The sequence below is a fragment of the Mycobacterium sp. 663a-19 genome (assembly GCF_035616495.1).
Lineage (GTDB): Bacteria > Actinomycetota > Actinomycetes > Mycobacteriales > Mycobacteriaceae > Mycobacterium.
On sequence record NZ_JAPJAV010000006.1, the window covers coordinates 310,077 to 325,716 of the forward strand.

Genomic DNA, 15,640 nt, shown 5'->3' on the forward strand with positions numbered 1-15,640 from the left:
TCGCGGTTCTCAATTGAGCGGCACCGGCTCGAGGATCTCGGCGCGGGCCTCGGGCGCGCTGGCGCGCAGCTCGTCGGCCGACACGTCGTCGGGCTGCCCCTGCGACAGGACCTCGGCCTCCACCCGCGCGGTGTAGTTGGCGACCTCGCGGTCGACGTCCGCGGCGCTCCACCCGAGCACCGGCGCGACCAGCTCGGCCACCTCCCTGGCGCAGTCGACGCCGCGGTGCGAGTACTCGATGGAGACGCGCATCCGGCGGGCCAGGATGTCCTCCAGGTGCAGGGCGCCCTCGGCGGCGGCGGCATAGACGGCCTCCACCCGCAGGTAGCCCGGCGCCTCCTTGATCGGGCTGAGCAGCCCGGGGGTTTCGGCCGCCAGCTCCAGCACGTCGCCGATCAGCGAGCCGTAGCGGTCCAGCAAATGTCGCACCCGGTAGGGGTGCAGGCCCTGCAGCGCGCCGACGTGTTCGGCCTGATTGATCAGCGCGAAATAGCCGTCGGCGCCCAGCAGGCTCACCTTCTCGGTGATCGACGGCGCGACGCGGGCCGGAACGTATTGGGCCGCAGCGTCGATCGCGTCGGCCGCCATCACCCGGTAGGTCGTGTACTTGCCGCCGGCGATGGCCACCAGACCCGCCGCGGGCACCGCCACCGCATGCTCCCGCGACAGCTTGGAGGTTTCGTCGCTCTCCCCGGCGAGCAGCGGGCGCAGCCCCGCGTACACCCCGTCGATGTCGGCGTGCGTCAACGGCGTGGCCAGCACGCCGTTGACGGTCCCCAGGATGTAGTCGATGTCGGCCTTGGTGGCCGCGGGGTGGGCCAGGTCGAGATTCCAGTCGGTGTCGGTGGTTCCGATGATCCAGTGGTTGCCCCACGGTATGACGAACATCACCGACTTCTCGGTCCGCAGGATCATCGCGACGTCGCTGACGATGCGGTCCCGCGGCACCACCACGTGCACGCCCTTGGACGCGCGCACCTGGAATCGCCCGCGCTGCTTGGACAGCGCCTGGATCTCGTCGGTCCACACCCCGGTCGCGTTGACCACGACGTGGCCGCGGACCTCGGTGATCGAGCCGTCCTCGGAGTCGCGGACGCGTACGCCGATCACCCGGTCGCCGTCGCGCAACAGCCCGACCACCTGGGTGGAGGACCGCACCACCGCGCCGTAATGCGCGGCGGTGCGCGCGACCGTCATGGTGTGCCGGGCGTCGTCGACGACGGTGTCGTAGTAGCGAATTCCACCGATCAGCGAGCTGCGCTTCAGGCCCGGGCACAGTCGCAGCGCGCCGGCGCGGGTCAAATGCTTTTGCGGCGGAACGGATTTCGCGCCGCCGAGCCGGTCGTACAGGAAGATGCCCGCCGCGACGTAGGGCCGCTCCCAGATCCGCTTGGTGAGCGGGAACAGAAACGGCAGCGGCTTGACCAGGTGCGGCGCCAGCGTGGTCAGCGACAGCTCGCGTTCGTAGAGCGCCTCGCGCACCAGCCCGAACTCCAGCTGCTCGAGGTAGCGCAGCCCGCCGTGGAACATCTTCGACGAGCGGCTCGACGTGCCCGACGCCAGGTCGCGCGCCTCGACCAGCGCGACCTTGAGCCCACGCGTGGCGGCGTCCAGCGCGCACCCGGAGCCCACCACGCCCCCGCCGATGACGACGACGTCGAACTGCTCGGTGCCGAGCCGCTCCCAGGCCGCCTCGCGCTGCTGGGGTCCGAGCACCGAGGCCGGCCAGGTCTGCTCGGTGGGCGCATGGATCGGGTCGCTCACGGCGCAAGGCTCCTGTCGGTTACTCGTCAGTAGGACGGTGCAACACCCAAGGCTAACCGGTTCAGTCCAGATCGTCGTGCGCCATCAGCCGCCGCGCCGCCTCGGTGATCGACCCGGACAGCGACGGGTAGACGGCGAGCGTCTGGGCCAGCTCGTTGACCGTGATGCGGTTGGTTACGGCCACGGCGATCGGCAGGATCAGCTCGGACGCGATCGGCGCCACCACCACGCCGCCGATGACCACGCCGGTGGAGCGCCGGCAGAAGAGCTTGACGAAGCCGTGGCGCATCTCCGACATCTTGGCCCGCGCGTTGGTGCGCAGCGGCAGCATGATGGTCCGGGCGGTCACCGAGCCGTCGTCGATCATCGATTGCGGCACCCCGACCGCGGCGATCTCGGGGCTGGTGAACACCGTCGCCGCGACGGTGCGGAGCCGGATCGGGCTCACCCCCTCGCCCAGCGCGTGGTACATCGCGATCCGGCCCTGCATGGCGGCGACCGACGCCAGCGGCAGCAGACCCGTGCAGTCGCCGGCGGCGTAGATGCCGGGCACCGACGTACGCGAAACGCGGTCCACGGTCAGGTAATTGCCGGGGCCTAGCTCGATGCCCACCCGCTCCAGGCCCAGCCCGCCGGTGTTGGGGGTCGAGCCGATGGTCATCAGGGCGTGGCTGCCCTCCACGGTGCGGCCGTCGGCCATCGTCACCAGCACGCCGGCGTCGGTGCGGGTGACCGACTGCGCGCGGGCGTTCTTGAACAGCCGCACGCCGCGCTCGGCGAACGACTCCTCCAAAACGGCTGCGGCGTCGGCGTCCTCGTACGGCAGCACCCGGTCGCGGCTGGCCACCACCGTGACCGGCACGCCCAATTCGGTGTAGGCGTCCACGAACTCGGCGCCGGTGACGCCCGAGCCCACCACGATCAGGTGCGCCGGCAACGCCTGCAGGTCGTAGAGCTGTCGCCAGGTCAGGATGCGCTCGCCGTCCGGGACGGCCGACGGCAGGATCCGCGGGCTGGCGCCGGTGGCGATGAGCACGACGTCGGCGTCGTGCTGGGTGGTAACGGGGCCGTCGGGCCCCGGATCGGAATGGGTGGCCCGGACCCGGTGCCGGGCCAGGCCGGGCGCGGAGTCAACGAGCTCCCCCTTGGCGGCGACCACGTGGACACCCATGCTGAGCAGCTGGGCGGTGACGTCGGCCGACTGCGCCGCCGCCAGCTTCTTGACCCGGGCGTGGATTTGCGGCAACGAGATCCTGGCCTCGTCGAAGTCGATGCCGAAACCCAGCTGCGGCGCCCGGCGCAGTTCGCTGCGCAGCCCGCACGACGCGATGAACGTCTTGGACGGCACGCAGTCGTCCAGCACGGCCGCCCCGCCGATGCCGTCGGAGTCAATGACGGTGACTTGGGCCGTTTCCGGGTGTGAGGTGGCGGCGACCAGCGCGGCTTCGTAACCGGCCGGGCCTCCGCCGAGGATCACGATGCGGGTCACCACAGGCCTTAACCTAGCCCGCCGCGCGCCGCCATGCCGTCTAAGCTTGCCCCCGTGCCGCTCTACGCCGCCTACGGGTCGAACATGCATCCCGAGCAGATGCTCCAGCGCGCACCCCACTCCCCGATGGCGGGAACCGGCTGGCTGCCGGGATGGCGGTTGACGTTCGGCGGCGAGGACATCGGCTGGGAGGGCGCGCTGGCCACCATCGTCGAGGACCCGAATTCCAAGGTGTTCGTGGTCCTCTACGACATGACACCGGCGGACGAGAAGAACCTCGACCGCTGGGAGGGCTCGGAGTTCGGCGTCCACAAGAAGATCCGCTGCCGGGTGGAACGCCTGTCGTCGGACACCACCACCGATCCCGTGCTGGCGTGGCTGTACGTGCTGGACGCCTGGGAGGGCGGCCTGCCGTCGGCGCGGTACCTGGGCGTGATGGCCGATGCCGCCGAAATCGCCGGCGCGCCAGCCGATTACGTGCACGACCTGCGCACCCGCCCGGCCCGCAACATCGGCCCCGGCACTACTTCTTAACTTGCCGCGAGCGCGCTCATATGTACGCCGACACGCCGTCGCGGCCGGCATTTTGGGGCCACTCACGCTGCCCGACTTAATCGAGCGTCGAGCCGACGCACAAGTTGTGCGGGTTGATACCTGACATCCTCGGCGATGATCGGCACTACCACCCAACTCAGGTCCTGCAATGCCGCGGACCTTTTGCGGTCACGCCGAAATGCGTCGGGCCCGCTGTGCCAGTCGACCCCGTCGTACTCGGCAGCCACCCGAAACTCGGGCCAGGCGAAGTCGAGCCGCCACAGGCGGCCGGTCAAGTCGATGAGCTCGTACTGCAGCACTGGCCGCGGAAGGCCTCCGTCGATCATGACCAGCCGAGCCTCGCTCTCCATCGGCGACTCGGCCAGGGGCGAAGCCAGCGGAAGCAGTTCGCGGACCTTGACGACGCCGCGGCGACCGGACTGCAATTCGATGGCCCTCGCCAGCTCCCCGGGGCTGCACATTCTGCTGCGCAGCGCGGCATCGAGGGTCGCGAGTGCGCGAGGCCGCCGCAGGCTGCGGGCAACTTCGATCGCCGTCCATGAGGGTGCCGTCGCCGGCCGGCCCCGTATCACAGTCAGTGGTGCCCCGTCTCGCCGGTGCACCACCAGGCCGCGAGTCGAGTGCAAGCGCCGACCGCCGGGATTAAGCACATGCAGATTCGAGGTGTCTTCGGTGTCGAATCCGTAAGCGGCCGCTGCTGTGTGCATGCATGCCGCGACCGTCGTGCCGGCCAGCAGATCCAGTCCCCGCAATCGCAATGCAGCGGTCACTTCGCCGCGGCCGTATATGCCATGCCAAACCTTCTGCAACGCACCGCGTTTCAGTTGGCCCTCAAGGCCTCGACGAGTCGCGAAAGCTAACACCTGGCGAGCGCTAACAACTCCGCCTTGTTCAACCAGCAACCTGTCGAGCTCCGCATGCACGCGGTGAATTGTCGGCGCCGCATGCGGCACCGACAATTCACTTGCCGAGCGTCCTCAAAATGCTGGCTTGGACGGCGTGTCGGCGTGCATATGAGCGCGCTCGCGGCTCTAGAACAGCGCCGACTGCTCGATGATGTTGACCAGCACCCGCAGGCCGATCGCCAGGGCCCGCTCGTCGAGGTCGAACGTCGGCTGGTGCAGATCCAGCTGCGGGCCCTCGCCCGACCACACGCCCAGCCGGGCCATCGCGCCGGGGACCTCCTCCAGGTACCAGGAGAAGTCCTCGCCGCCGCCGGACTGCCGCGTGTCGGCCAGCACGTCGGGGCCGACGGCCTCGATCGCGTGCATGAGGATGCGCGTCGAGACGTCCTCGTTGACCACCGGCGGCACCCCGCGCCGGTATTGCAGCGTGTGTTCGATCGCCAGCGGGGACAGCAGCGCGGCCACGGCCTCGCGGATGAACCCCTCCATGCCCATCCAGGTCTGCCGGCTGGCGGTGCGCACGGTGCCGGCCAGCACGCCGGTTTGCGGGATGGCGTTGGCGGCCACGCCGGCGTTGACCGCGCCCCACACCAGCACGGTGCCGTTGCGCGGGTCGATGCGGCGCGACAGCACCCCGGGCAGCCCGGTGATCAGCGTGCCCAGCCCGTAGACCAAGTCGGCGGTCAGGTGCGGCCGCGAGGTGTGCCCGCCGGGCGAGTACAGCGTGATCTCGATCTGGTCGGCGGCCGACGTGATGGGGCCCTGCCGGACGGCGACCTTGCCGACCTCCAGCCGCGGGTCGCAGTGCAGCGCGAAGATCCGCGACACCCCGGTCAGCGCGCCGGCGGCGATCGCGTCGATCGCGCCGCCGGGCATCAGCTCCTCGGCGGCCTGGAAGATCAACCGCACCCCGACCGGCAGCTCGGGCACCGACGCCAGCGCCAGCGCGGTGCCCAGCAGGATCGCGGTGTGAGCGTCGTGCCCGCAGGCGTGCGCGACGTTGGGCATCGTCGAGGCGTACGGCGCGCCGGTCCGCTCGGCCATGGGCAGCGCGTCCATGTCGGCCCGCAGCGCGATCCTCGGCTCGTGTTCGGGGCCGAAGTCGCAGGTCAGCCCGGTGCCGCCGGGCAGCACCTTGGGGTTCAGGCCCGCGTCGGCCAACCGCTCGGCGACGAACTGAGTGGTGGCGTACTCCTGGCGGCCCAGCTCCGGGTAGCGGTGGATGTGCCGGCGCCACTCGACCAGGTGCTCGTGGTGTGCGGCCAGCCACGACTCGGCGGTGTCGACCAGGCTCATGCGCCGGCCCTCTGTTGCCGCGCGGTCAGCACCCGGTCGCGTTCGCCGGGGTTCTCGGCGAGGTGGACGACCGTGCGCGCCAGCATGATCGCGCCCTCGACGACCGCGCGGTCGGCGCTGGGGCCGGCGGCGGCGTCGGCGAACGCGCGCTGGTGCACCGTGGCGCCGCCGGCATCGACGCCGATCACCGGGTGGATCCCGGGCAGCAGCTGCGTCACGTTGCCCATGTCGGTGCTGCCCATCGGCAGCCCGTCCTCGACCTCGGGCCCCACCGGGTCACGCCCCAGCCGGCGCATCTCGTCGCGGAAGACGCCGGCCAGCCAGCGGTCCGGCTTGAGCTCGGCGTAGGGCGGTGACGGCTGGTTGATTTCGTACTCGCAGCCGGCGGCCAACGCACCCGCGGCGAAGCACGCAAACATCCTGCCCTCCAGCGCTCGCAGCGAATCCGACTCGGCCGCCCGCATCGCATACTTCAACGTCGCGTGGCCGGGGATGACGTTGACGGCCTGCCCTCCGTCGGTGACGATCCCGTGCATCATCTGCCCCGGCGCCAGTTGCTGCCGCAGCAGCCCGACGGCCACCTGCGCGACGGTCACGGCGTCGGCGGCGTTGATCCCCAGATGCGGCGCGACCGCGGCGTGCGATTCCTTGCCACGGTACTCAACGACCGCCTCCGACAGCGCCAGCGAGCGGGCCGCGGCGATGTCGGCCGGGCCCGGATGCACCATGACCGCCACCGCGACGTCGTCGAACACCCCGGCCTTCAGCATCAGCTCCTTGCCGCCGCCGGCCTCCTCGGCGGGCGTGCCCAGCAGCGCCACCGTCAGGCCCAGCTCGTCGGCCACCTCGGCCAGCGCCAGCGCCGTCCCGACCGCCGAGGCCGCGATGATGTTGTGCCCGCAGGCGTGCCCGATTTCGGGCAGCGCGTCGTACTCGGCGCAGATCCCGACGACCAGCGGCCCGCTGCCGAAGTCGGCGCGAAAGGCCGTGTCCAGCCCGCCCGCGCGCGGGGTGATCTCGAAGCCCCGCTCGGCCACCAGCGCCTGCGCCTTGGCGCAGCTGCGATGCTCGGCGAACGCCAGCTCGGGCTCGGCGTGGATGGCATGCGACAGCTCGACGAGGTCGGATCCGCGGCGCCGCACCGCGTCCTCGACGCTGGCTAACGGTGCTGCGGGCATTCTCGCAGTATCTCACCCGGGCGCACCGGCCCGAGGTCCCGACGCCTACACCAGCCCGGCGATGAATCCCGCCGCCTGTCCGGGGTAGGGCGGCGCCTCGTAGTCGTGGTGGGCGTCGCGGTCGCGGCCGCCGACGACGCAGACGGGATCGCCGGGGCTGCACAGGTCGATGGCCCGCCCCGCGAACGCGCCCGTCGACGACAGCGGCGTGTTGAAGCGGTTGCCGGGGTTGCCGAACACCGCGACGGCCCGCACCTTGCCGGCCAGCCCGGGGTCCAGCGCGGGCGCCGACCCGAAGTTGCCGATGCGCTGCCCGACGGGCGGCACCCCCGCCAGCATCGACACCGAGGCGGCGCCCTGCGAGAAGCCGCCGAGCACCAGCCGCGTCGACGGGCACTGGGCGACCATCTGCGCGATGTGGTCCCGCGCGTCGTTGGCGGCGTCGGCGGTGGTCAGGAAGTTATAGCTGGCCGGATAGTTCACCGGGTAGGCCTCGACGGTGCGCGAGCCGAGGGCGGGCTGCAGCGCGGCGAACAGCGCATCGCCCACGGCGCCCAGGCCGGGCGGCTCGGCGGTGCCGCGGGCGAAGATCAGCTGGACATCGGGACACCCGTCGGCGCGCGCCGCCGGCGAGCCAAACGCGAACGCCGACACCGCGACGGCGACAGCCAGGCCGACGATCGGCCAGTTACGAAAACCCATGCGGCAGATCCTGACATATGCCGCCGACAACCGTCGCGGCGCTAAGGTCGATGGCTGTGGCCGAATCCCCGCCCGCTCCCGACGAACTCGCGCAACTGGCGGCACGCGCGATCGGCGAGCGCACCGGGTTCGGCGAGCACGACGTCGCCGTCGTCCTCGGATCCGGTTGGGCGCCGGCCGTCGCCGCGCTGGGCTCCCCGACCGTCACCCTGGCCCAGGCCGAGCTGCCGGGGTTCGCGCCGCCGCGCGCGGTCGGTCACACCGGCGAGCTCATGTCGGTGCCCGTCGGCGGGCACCGGGTGCTGGTGCTGGCCGGCCGGGTGCACGCCTACGAGGGGCACGACCTGGCCCACGTCGTGCACGCGGTGCGGGCCGCGTGCGCGGCCGGGGCGCGCGTCGTCGTGCTCACCAACGCGGCCGGCGGACTGCGCCCGGACATGCGCGTCGGGCAGCCGGTGCTGATCAGCGACCACCTGAACCTGACCGCGCGTTCGCCGCTGGTCGGCGCGCAGTTCGTGGACCTGACCGACGCCTACGCCCCGCGGCTGCGCAAGCTCGCCCGCGAGGCGGACCCGGAGCTGACGGAGGGCGTCTACGCGGGCCTGCCCGGGCCGCATTACGAGACGCCGGCGGAGATCCGGATGCTGCGCACCCTCGGCGCCGACCTGGTGGGCATGTCGACGGTGCACGAAACCATCGCGGCCCGCGCGGCCGGCGCCGAGGTGCTCGGCATATCCCTGGTGACGAACCTGGCCGCCGGCATCAGCGGCGCCCCGCTGCAACACGCCGAGGTGGTTGCGGCCGGGGCCGCGTCGGCCGAACGGCTGGGCGCGCTGCTGGCTGGCGTCATCGCCCGGCTCTAGACGCCATGACGCCCGAGGAGTGGATCGCGCACGACCCGGACCCCAGGACGGCCGCCGAGCTCGCCGCCTGCGGTCCCGACGAGCTCGCGGCGCGGTTCGCCCGCCCGCTCACCTTCGGCACCGCCGGGCTGCGCGGCCCGGTGCGCGGGGGCCCCGACGCGATGAACGTGGCGGTGGTGTCGCGCGCGACCTGGGCGGTGGCGCGGGTGCTCGCCGACCGCGGCCGGGCCGGGTCGCTGGTGATCGTCGGGCGCGACGCCCGGCACGGCTCGGCGATTTTCGCCACCGTGACGGCCGAAGTGCTTGCCGCCGAGGGCTTTTCAGTGCTGCTCTTGCCGGGCCCGGTACCCACGCCGGTGGTCGCGTTCGCGGTGCGCCACACCGGCGCCGCCGCCGGGATACAGATCACGGCGTCGCACAATCCGCGCACCGACAACGGCTACAAGGTGTACTTCGACGGCGGCATCCAGATCGTCTCCCCCACCGATCGCCGGATCGAAACCGCGATGGCCGCCGCCCCTCCCGCCGACCAGATCGGCCGCAGGGCAGTCGAACCCGCCCGCACCGACCTGGTCGAGCGCTACATCGAGCGCGCGGCGGGCGTGCGCCGGGCCGGAGGTTCGATTCGGGTGGCCCTGACGCCGCTGCACGGGGTGGGCGGCGCCGTCGCCGTCGAGACGCTGCACCGGGCCGGCTTCGACCCGGTGCACACCGTCGGCGCCCAGTTCGCACCCGACCCCGACTTCCCCACCGTCGCATTCCCCAACCCCGAGGAGCCCGGCGCCACCGACGCGCTGCTCACGCTCGCCGTCGACACCCACGCCGACGTCGCGATCGCGCTGGACCCCGACGCCGACCGCTGCGCGGTCGGCGTACCGACGGCATCGGGGTGGCGGATGCTGTCGGGAGACGAAACCGGTTGGCTGCTGGGCGATTACATCCTCTCGCACGAGCGCCCGGAAACCGCGGTGGTGGCCAGCACCGTGGTGTCGTCGCGGATGCTGGCGGCCATCGCCGCGCACTACGGCGCGACCCACGTCGAGGCCCTCACCGGCTTCAAATGGCTGGCGCGCGCCGACGCCAACCTGCCGGGCACCCTGGTGTACGCCTACGAGGAGGCGATCGGCCACTGCGTTGACCCCGCCGCCGTGCGCGACAAGGACGGCATCAGCGCCGCGGTGCTGGTGTGCGACCTGGTGGCATCGCTGGAAGGCCGATCGGTGTCCGACCGGCTCGACGAGCTCGCGCTGCGCCACGGTGTGCACGAGGTGGCGGCGGTGTCGCGCCGGGTCGCCGGTCCCGACGAGGCCGCCGGGCTGATGCGGCGGCTGCGGGCCGCCCCGCCGTCGACGCTGGCCGGCTTCCCGGCGACCATCAGCGACATCGGTGACGCGCTGATCTTCACCGGCGGCGACGACGCGGCGTCGGCCCGGGTGGTGGTGCGGCCGTCGGGAACCGAACCGAAACTGAAGTGCTACTTGGAGATTCGCTGCCCGGTGGCCGACGGCCTGCCCTCCGCTCGCGAGCGGGCCGCCGCGTTGCGCGACGAGCTGGTCACCGAGGTGCGCGGCTGGTGAGTCAACGCGGCCCGTACTGGCGGTCGCCCGCGTCGCCGAGACCCGGGACGATGTAGGCGATCTCGTTGAGCCCGTCGTCGACGGCGACGGTGAACAGCCGCGCGTCCAGCGCCGTTTTCTCAAGCGCCGCAATGCCTTCCGGGGCGGCGACGACACACAGCACGGTGATCTCCGTCGCGCCGCGGCGCTGCAGCAGCGCGACGGTGTGGTTCAACGACCCGCCGGTGGCCAGCATCGGATCGAGCACCAGCACCGGCTGCGCGCTCAGGTCGTCGGGCAGCGACTCCATGTACCCGCTCGCCCGGTGGGTTTCCTCGTCGCGGGCGACGCCGACGAAGCCCACCCTGGCCTCCGGCAGCAGCGCGAGCGCCTGGTCGACCATGCCGAGCCCGGCGCGCAGCACGGGCACCAGCAGCGGCGGGTTGGCCAGCCGCACACCGAGCGTCTCGGCCAGCGGGCTGCGGATGGGGAAGGTCTCGCGGCCGGCGTCCCGGGTGGCCTCGTAGACCAGCATCGCCGTCAGGTCGCGCAACGCGTTCCGGAACCCCGCGTTGTCGGTGCGTTCGTCGCGCAGCGTGGTCAGCCGGGCGGCGGCCAGCGGGTGGTCGATCACGCGGACGTCCATGGAATTCCAGCGTATATAACGATACGGGCTCTTTTGGCTAAAGGCCCGCTGACACGCTCGCGTCCGTCCCGTCGACGCCGCGGATCCGCTCATATACTCCCCGGGTGTTCGGCGAAATTCGAAGTCCGAGAAGGCTGCTCGTCTGGGCGTATCGCATCGTCGGAATGGCCGGCGCGGTGACGCTCGCGGGCCTGGCGGCCATCCCGTTGACGCCTCGCGTCGGCCTGGCCGCGGCCGCGCTGCCCCGGCCCGCGCACGTCGTAATCGTGGTGGAGGAGAACCGTTCTGAGGGCAACATCATCGGCAGCAGGTCGGCGCCGTTCATCACCGCGCTGGCCGCCCACGGCGCGAACATGGCCCAGTCCTTCGCCGAAACGCATCCCAGCGAGCCGAACTACCTGGCGCTGTTCGCGGGCAACACGTTCGGGGTGACCAAGGACGTGTGCCCGGTCAACGCGGGCAACGCTCCGAACCTCGGTTCCGAATTGCTCTCCGCCGGTTACACATTCATCGGCTACGCCGAGGACCTGCCCGCGGTCGGCTCCCCGGTGTGCAGCGCCGGCAAGTACGCGCGCAAGCACGTGCCGTGGGCCAACTTCACCAATGTGCCGCCGCAGAACTCGGTGCCGTTCTCCGCGTTCCCGATGGGAAATTACGAGAACCTGCCGACCGTGTCGTTCGTGATTCCCAACAACGACAACAACATGCACGACGGGTCGATCGCGCAGGGCGACGCCTGGCTGAACCGCCAGCTGTCCGGCTACGCCAACTGGGCGCTGGCCAACAACAGCCTGCTGATCGTGACCTGGGACGAGGACGACAACGGCCCCCGCAACCAGATCCCGACGGTGATCTACGGCGCGCACGTGCAGCCGGGCACCTACAACGAGCAGATCAGCCACTACAACGTGCTTTCCACCCTCGAGCAGATGTACGGGCTGCCCAAGACGGGCAACGCGGCCAACGCCGCCCCGATCGCGAGCATCTGGGCGCCCTGACCGGCGCCAGCCGCCACACCGGCACCGCTGTCCGCGCGGAGCGTCGCTATTCTGTGCCGCATGGCTGCTGACCTCGTGCCCATCCGCCTGAGCCTGTCCGCCGGTGACCGCTACACCGTGTGGGCGCCCCGCTGGCGCGATGCCGGCGACGAGTGGGAGGCGTTCCTGGGCAAGGACGACGACCTGTACGGCTTCGAGACCGTCGCCGACCTGGCCGCCTTCGTGCGCTCCGATTCCGACAACGATCTGGTCGACCATCCCGCGTGGAAGGACCTGGTCAGCGCCCACGCGCGCAAGCTCGACCCCGCCAAGGACAAGCACTTCGATCTCGTCGTCGTCGAGGAGCTGGTGGCGGAGAAGCCAACCGAGGAGTCGGTGACCGCGCTGGCGGACGTGCTGGCCATCGTGTCGTCCATCGGATCGGTGTGCGAGCTGCCGGCGGTGGCGAAGTTCTTCAACGGCAATCCCAACCTCGGCACGGTGTCCGGCGGGATCGAGAACTTCACCGGCAAGGCCGGCGCCAGACGCTGGGATTCGATCGCCGAGGTCATCGGGCGCAGCTGGGACGACGTGCTGGGCGCGATCGACGACGTCGTCAGCACCCCCGAGGTCGACGCCAAGCTGTCGGCGAAGGCCGCCGAGGAGCTCGAGGAGGAGCTCGAGGAGGAGCCGGCCGACGAGGACACCGAGGCCGAGGAGTCCACCGAGCTGACCGAGGCCGCCGAGGAAGCCGACGCGACCGAAGAGGCCGAGGACGACACCCTCGGCGAGGAGGCCCGCGCGGCCGGCGACACCGTCGTGCTGGGCAGCGACAAGGACTTCTGGCAGCAGGTGGGCATCGACCCGATCCGCATCATGACGAGCTCGGGCACGTTCTACACGCTTCGCTGCTACCTGGACGACCGCCCGATCTTCCTGGGCCGCAACGGGCGCATCAGCGTCTTCGGCTCCGAGCGGGCGCTGGCCCGCTACCTCGCCGACGAGCACGACCACGACCTGGCCGACCTGAGCACCTACGACGACATCCGCACCGCCGCGACCGACGGCTCGCTGTCGATCGACATCACCGACGAGAACATCTACGTGCTCAGCGGCCTGGCCGACGACTTCGCCGACGGGCCCGACGCCGTGGACCGCGACCAGCTCGACCTCGCCGTCGAGCTGCTCCGCGACATCGGCGACTACTCGGAGGAACCCACCGTCGACAAGGCCCTCGCAACGAGCCGGCCGCTGGGCAGGCTGGTGGCCTACGTGCTGGAGCCCGGCTCGGTCGGCAAGCCCTCGGGTCCGTATGCCGCGGCGGTGCGGGAGTGGGAGAAGCTGGAGCAATTCGTCGACGGGCGGCTGCGCAGGGAATAGCGCCCCGTTTGACGGGTAATCGAGTCTCCTCTTTACTGGCGGTTACTGGCGCCAGCGTCCGCCGGCAGTCCAGCGGCGGCCAGACGGGAAGGTGAGCGGAGTGTCGCTTCCCGGGATCGGCCCGCTACCGCTGTATGGGTTCCAGCGCCCGGGCATGTTGCTGTTCGCGTTGGTCCCGCTCGCGCTGCTCGGCCTCTACGTCGTCATGCAGGCCCGACGGCGGCAGCGCCTGCGCCGCTACACCGAGGCGACGGTGCCGCAGTCGGTGTGGCGGCACGTCCCGATCGCGGCGTCGCTGCTGTGCCTGCTCCTGCTGACGATCGCGCTGGCCACCCCCACCCACGACATGCGCATCCCGCGCAACCGCGCCGTGATCATGCTGGTCATCGACATGTCGCAGTCCATGCGGGCAACCGACGTGGAGCCCAACCGGCTCAAGGCCGCCGAGCAGGCGGCCAGCCAATTCGCCAGCCAGCTGACGCCGGGCATCAACCTGGGGCTCGTCGGCTTCGCCGGCACTCCGTACCTGCTGGTGCCGCCGACCCCGCAGCACCAGGCGACGGTCGAGGCCCTCAAGAAGCTCGAGTTCGCCGACAGCACCGCGACCGGCCAGGCTATCTTCACCGCCCTGCACGCGATCGGGGCGTCGGCCGTGCAGGGCGGGGACAAGCCGCCGCCGGCCCGCATCGTGCTGCTGTCCGACGGCGGGGAGAACAAGCCGCAGGATCCCAGCGATCCGCACGACGGCGCCTACACCGCCGCGCGGCTGGCCAAGGACCAGGGCGTGCCCATCTCGACCATCACGTTCGGCACCAAGACCGGTCACATCGAGCTGGACGGCCAGCGGGTGAACGTGCCGGTCTCCACCGACCAGATGAAGAAGATCGCGCAGCTGTCCGGCGGGCAGTCCTACACCGCCACCAACCTCGAACAGCTCAACAAGGACTACAACGCGATCGAGAACGAGATCGGGTTTCGCACGGTGCCGGGGCCCGGCAGCTCGGGGTGGCTGCGCCTCGGTGTCATCACCGCCCTGATCGCCACCGCCCTGGCGCTGTTGATCAACCGGCGGCTCCCCGCCTGATCAGGCCGGCAGCCGGCGATTCAGCAGCAGGCCCGCCAGCACGGCGCAGGCCATCACGAACGCGCCGAGCAGCATCCACGCGGCGCTCGCGTCGCCCTTCACGGTTTCGTAGCCGATCTGGTGCTGCAGCGTCGCGTAGACGTCCTTGAGCGATTCCAGGCTGTCGGCGTGGAACGCCTGGCCGTCGGTGATCTCGCAGATCTTCCGCAGCGTCTGGTCGTCGACCGGGACGGGAATGTTGGCCCCCTGGTACTCGACGGTGCCGTACGGCGTGCCGAACGAGATCGTGGATATCTGCACGCCCTGATCCTTGGCGGCCCGGGCCGCGGTGAACGCCCCCTGCGGGGCGTTGGGGTCCAGCGGCACGTTTTCGGCGCCGTCGGACTCCAGCACGATCCGCGCCGGCGGCGGGCCCTCGCCGCCGCCCATCACCGAACCGACCGTCGCGATCGCCTGCAGCGCGGTGAAAATGCCTTCTCCCGTAGCGGTTTTCGGTGCCGGTTTTAGGCTGTCGATCGCCGCCTTGACCGCGTCGCGGTTGGTCGTCGGCGCGACCAGGAGCGAGGCATTGGCTGCGAATTCCACCAGGCCCAGGTTGATCGCCGGGGTCAGCTCGTCGGCGAACTGCTTGCCGGCGACCTTCGCGGCGGCCAGCCGATTGGGGGCGACGTCGGTGGAAGCCATCGACTCCGAGACGTCGATGACGAGCATGACCACCGCGCGGTTGAGCGGGATCCGGACGTTGGAGGTCGGCCCGGCCATCGCCGTGGTGAGCAACACCAACGACGTGGCGAGCAGGATCGTGGGCAGGTGCCGCCACCGGCCCGGGTGGCTCGGCGCGACGCGCTCGAGCACCTCCATGTTGGCGAACCGCAGCACCCGCCGGCGGCGGGCGAATTGCTGGGCGACGTAGATCCCGATCACCAACAGCACGGCGAGCAGGAACAGGAAGAACCAGGCATGCTGAAAGCCCGCCAGCGACACCGGGCCCAGCAGCGGCAGCTTCATGTCCAGCCACAGTATTCGTCAAACGTCGACCGTGCACATGGCGGCGCGTACCACCAACGGCGCCAGTTCCAGCGTCCCGGCGACCTTGTGTCCGCGGTGTGGCCGGGACTGTCGTACCCCTCTGTGACGATGTGGTCATGTCGTCGACCGCAGCGCTTGACTCGGAGTTGCGTCCTGCCGATCGGCTGGGGGTGCTGTTTGAGGAGTTGGCGGAGTTGGCCGGTCAGCGCAACGCGA

At 71.0% G+C, this 15,640-nt stretch carries 14 protein-coding genes; 6 read left to right on the plus strand and 8 right to left on the minus strand.

The window, feature by feature from the left end:
• Nucleotides 1-9: 9 nt before the first annotated feature.
• Entirely contained in the window at nucleotides 10-1,764 is a 1,755-nt protein-coding gene (locus OQ968_RS13590; RefSeq protein WP_324678569.1) for a glycerol-3-phosphate dehydrogenase/oxidase, read from the minus strand.
• A gap of 61 nt (nucleotides 1,765-1,825) precedes the next feature.
• Complete coding sequence (locus OQ968_RS13595; RefSeq protein ID WP_324678571.1) at nucleotides 1,826-3,256, minus strand: NAD(P)H-quinone dehydrogenase; 1,431 nt, start codon at nucleotides 3,254-3,256, stop codon at nucleotides 1,826-1,828.
• Nucleotides 3,257-3,307: 51 nt separating this feature from the next.
• Between OQ968_RS13595 and OQ968_RS13600 the strand changes: the two genes are divergently transcribed.
• The gene (locus tag OQ968_RS13600; RefSeq protein WP_324678573.1) at nucleotides 3,308-3,787 is read left to right on the plus strand and encodes a gamma-glutamylcyclotransferase; all 480 of its coding nucleotides are present in this window, start codon (nucleotides 3,308-3,310) and stop codon (nucleotides 3,785-3,787) included.
• 62 nt (nucleotides 3,788-3,849) lie between these two features.
• Here OQ968_RS13600 and OQ968_RS13605 read toward each other — a convergent pair whose 3' ends face one another.
• The 4 genes from OQ968_RS13605 to OQ968_RS13620 form a co-directional block, all read right to left on the minus strand.
• The gene (locus OQ968_RS13605) at nucleotides 3,850-4,731 is read right to left on the minus strand and encodes a hypothetical protein (RefSeq protein WP_324678575.1); all 882 of its coding nucleotides are present in this window, start codon (nucleotides 4,729-4,731) and stop codon (nucleotides 3,850-3,852) included.
• 108 nt (nucleotides 4,732-4,839) lie between these two features.
• On the minus strand, nucleotides 4,840-6,009 hold the full coding sequence (locus OQ968_RS13610) for a M20 family metallopeptidase (RefSeq protein WP_324678577.1): 1,170 nt from the start codon (nucleotides 6,007-6,009) through the stop codon (nucleotides 4,840-4,842).
• Nucleotides 6,006-7,187 (minus strand): M20 family metallopeptidase, encoded by a 1,182-nt coding sequence (locus tag OQ968_RS13615; protein ID WP_324678580.1) that lies wholly within the window; start codon nucleotides 7,185-7,187, stop codon nucleotides 6,006-6,008. Before OQ968_RS13615 ends, OQ968_RS13610 begins: the two co-directional genes overlap by 4 nt.
• 45 nt (nucleotides 7,188-7,232) lie before the next feature.
• On the minus strand, nucleotides 7,233-7,889 hold the full coding sequence (locus tag OQ968_RS13620; RefSeq protein WP_324678582.1) for a cutinase family protein: 657 nt from the start codon (nucleotides 7,887-7,889) through the stop codon (nucleotides 7,233-7,235).
• A 56-nt stretch (nucleotides 7,890-7,945) separates the two neighbouring features.
• Here OQ968_RS13620 and OQ968_RS13625 point away from each other — a divergent pair, with 56 nt between their 5' ends.
• Complete coding sequence (locus OQ968_RS13625) at nucleotides 7,946-8,752, plus strand: purine-nucleoside phosphorylase (RefSeq protein ID WP_324678584.1); 807 nt, start codon at nucleotides 7,946-7,948, stop codon at nucleotides 8,750-8,752.
• 5 nt (nucleotides 8,753-8,757) lie between these two features.
• Nucleotides 8,758-10,329 (plus strand): phospho-sugar mutase, encoded by a 1,572-nt coding sequence (locus tag OQ968_RS13630; protein ID WP_324678586.1) that lies wholly within the window; start codon nucleotides 8,758-8,760, stop codon nucleotides 10,327-10,329.
• 1 nt (nucleotide 10,330) lies between these two features.
• Here the strand turns inward: OQ968_RS13630 and upp are convergent, their stop codons facing one another.
• A complete protein-coding gene (gene upp / locus OQ968_RS13635; protein WP_324678589.1) occupies nucleotides 10,331-10,954 on the minus strand; it encodes a uracil phosphoribosyltransferase in 624 nt (207 codons plus the stop codon).
• Between the two features lie 164 nt (nucleotides 10,955-11,118).
• On the opposite strand from upp, the gene OQ968_RS13640 reads away from it, so the two are divergent.
• The 3 genes from OQ968_RS13640 (at nucleotide 11,119) to OQ968_RS13650 (ending at nucleotide 14,395) form a co-directional block, all read left to right on the plus strand.
• Entirely contained in the window at nucleotides 11,119-11,952 is an 834-nt protein-coding gene (locus tag OQ968_RS13640) for an alkaline phosphatase family protein (protein WP_324678659.1), read from the plus strand.
• A gap of 60 nt (nucleotides 11,953-12,012) precedes the next feature.
• On the plus strand, nucleotides 12,013-13,311 hold the full coding sequence (locus OQ968_RS13645; protein ID WP_324678591.1) for a primosomal protein: 1,299 nt from the start codon (nucleotides 12,013-12,015) through the stop codon (nucleotides 13,309-13,311).
• A gap of 100 nt (nucleotides 13,312-13,411) precedes the next feature.
• Nucleotides 13,412-14,395, plus strand: a complete 984-nt coding sequence (locus OQ968_RS13650) for a VWA domain-containing protein (RefSeq protein WP_324678593.1) — start codon at nucleotides 13,412-13,414, stop codon at nucleotides 14,393-14,395.
• Here OQ968_RS13650 and OQ968_RS13655 read toward each other — a convergent pair whose 3' ends face one another.
• On the minus strand, nucleotides 14,396-15,403 hold the full coding sequence (locus OQ968_RS13655; protein WP_324678595.1) for a VWA domain-containing protein: 1,008 nt from the start codon (nucleotides 15,401-15,403) through the stop codon (nucleotides 14,396-14,398).
• Nucleotides 15,404-15,640: the final 237 nt, after the last annotated feature.

Coding starts and splice junctions, on each gene's coding strand:
- OQ968_RS13610 (WP_324678577.1), bottom strand. CDS start 6,009: ATGAGCCTGGTCGACACCGCCGAGTCGTGGCTGGCCGCACACCACGAG.
- OQ968_RS13615 (WP_324678580.1), bottom strand. CDS start 7,187: ATGCCCGCAGCACCGTTAGCCAGCGTCGAGGACGCGGTGCGGCGCCGC.
- OQ968_RS13620 (WP_324678582.1), bottom strand. CDS start 7,889: ATGGGTTTTCGTAACTGGCCGATCGTCGGCCTGGCTGTCGCCGTCGCG.
- OQ968_RS13630 (WP_324678586.1), top strand. CDS start 8,758: ATGACGCCCGAGGAGTGGATCGCGCACGACCCGGACCCCAGGACGGCC.
- upp (WP_324678589.1), bottom strand. CDS start 10,954: ATGGACGTCCGCGTGATCGACCACCCGCTGGCCGCCGCCCGGCTGACC.
- OQ968_RS13640 (WP_324678659.1), top strand. CDS start 11,119: ATGGCCGGCGCGGTGACGCTCGCGGGCCTGGCGGCCATCCCGTTGACG.
- OQ968_RS13645 (WP_324678591.1), top strand. CDS start 12,013: ATGGCTGCTGACCTCGTGCCCATCCGCCTGAGCCTGTCCGCCGGTGAC.
- OQ968_RS13655 (WP_324678595.1), bottom strand. CDS start 15,403: ATGAAGCTGCCGCTGCTGGGCCCGGTGTCGCTGGCGGGCTTTCAGCAT.